Annotated in this window: 2 protein-coding genes; both read left to right on the forward strand. The window is 64.6% G+C overall.

Going from position 1 to position 1265, the window contains the following annotated elements; translation table 11 throughout:
* Positions 1-981: FAD-dependent oxidoreductase (locus tag ACVWY0_RS22295; RefSeq protein WP_485838632.1), on the forward strand; the 981-nt coding region annotated here is incomplete at its 5' end.
* Between the two features lie 27 nt (positions 982-1008).
* A partial coding sequence (locus ACVWY0_RS22300; protein ID WP_485838633.1) for a sarcosine oxidase subunit delta occupies positions 1009-1265 on the forward strand: 257 nt, incomplete at its 3' end.

Here is a 1265-nt window from a genome sequence, read left to right on the forward strand (position 1 = left end):
GCCATCTACGAGCACGCGCTCAAGCTCTGGGAAATCCTGCCGGAGGAACTCGAATACGACTTCCTGTTCAGCCAGCGCGGCGTCATGAACCTCGCCCACACCCTGGGTGACGTCCGCGAAAGCATGCGCCGCGTCGGCGCCAACAAGCTCAACGGCGTGGACGCTGAATGGCTTGACCCCCAGCAGGTCAAGGAACTCTGCCCCATCCTGAACATCAGCGACAACATCCGCTACCCCGTGATGGGCGCCACCTACCAGCCTCGCGCCGGCATCGCCAAGCACGACCACGTGGCCTGGGCTTTTGCCCGCAAGTGCGACGAACTCGGCGTGGACATCATCCAGAACTGCGAAGTGACCGGCTTCGTCAAGGACGGCAACCGCGTGGTGGGCGTCAAGACCAACCAGGGCACCATCAACACCGAAAAGGTGGGCCTGTGCGCCGCCGGGCACAGCTCGGTCCTGGCGGAAATGGCCGGCTTCCGGCTCCCCATCCAGTCCCACCCGCTCCAGGCACTGGTCTCTGAACTGCACGAACCGGTCCACCCCACGGTGGTGATGTCCAACCACGTGCATGTCTACGTCTCCCAGGCCCACAAGGGCGAACTGGTCATGGGCGCCGGTGTGGACTCCTACAACGGCTACGGCCAGCGCGGCTCCTTCCACGTGATCGAGCACCAGATGGCCGCCGCCGTCGAACTCTTCCCGATCTTCGCCCGGGCGCACGTGCTCCGGACCTGGGGCGGCATCGTGGACACCACCCTGGACGCCTCCCCCATCGTGGGCAACACCCCGGTGGAGAACATGTTCGTGAACTGTGGTTGGGGCACCGGCGGTTTCAAGGGCACCCCGGCCGCGGGCCTGACGTTTGCCCATAACATTGCCACGGGCTCGCCGCACGAACTGAACAAGCCGTTTGCGCTGGAACGCTTCGAAACCGGTGCCCTGATCGATGAACACGGCGCAGCCGCCGTCGCCCACTAGCAGCCCTCCCCCAGAAAGAAGACGCACATGCTGCTTATCTCATGCCCCAACTGCGGCTCGCGCGACGAGACCGAGTTCCACTACGGCGGCCAGGCCCACGTGCCCTACCCGGAAAACCCGAACGAGCTGAACGACCGCGAATGGGCCCATTTCCTGTTCTACCGGGACAACACCAAAGGCATTTTCGCCGAGCGCTGGCTGCACAGCACGGGCTGCCGCCAGTGGTTCAACATGCTCCGCGACACCGTCACGTACGACATCCAGGCCGTCTACCCGATGGGCAC

It is taken from the genome of Arthrobacter sp. UYNi723 (assembly GCF_054057635.1).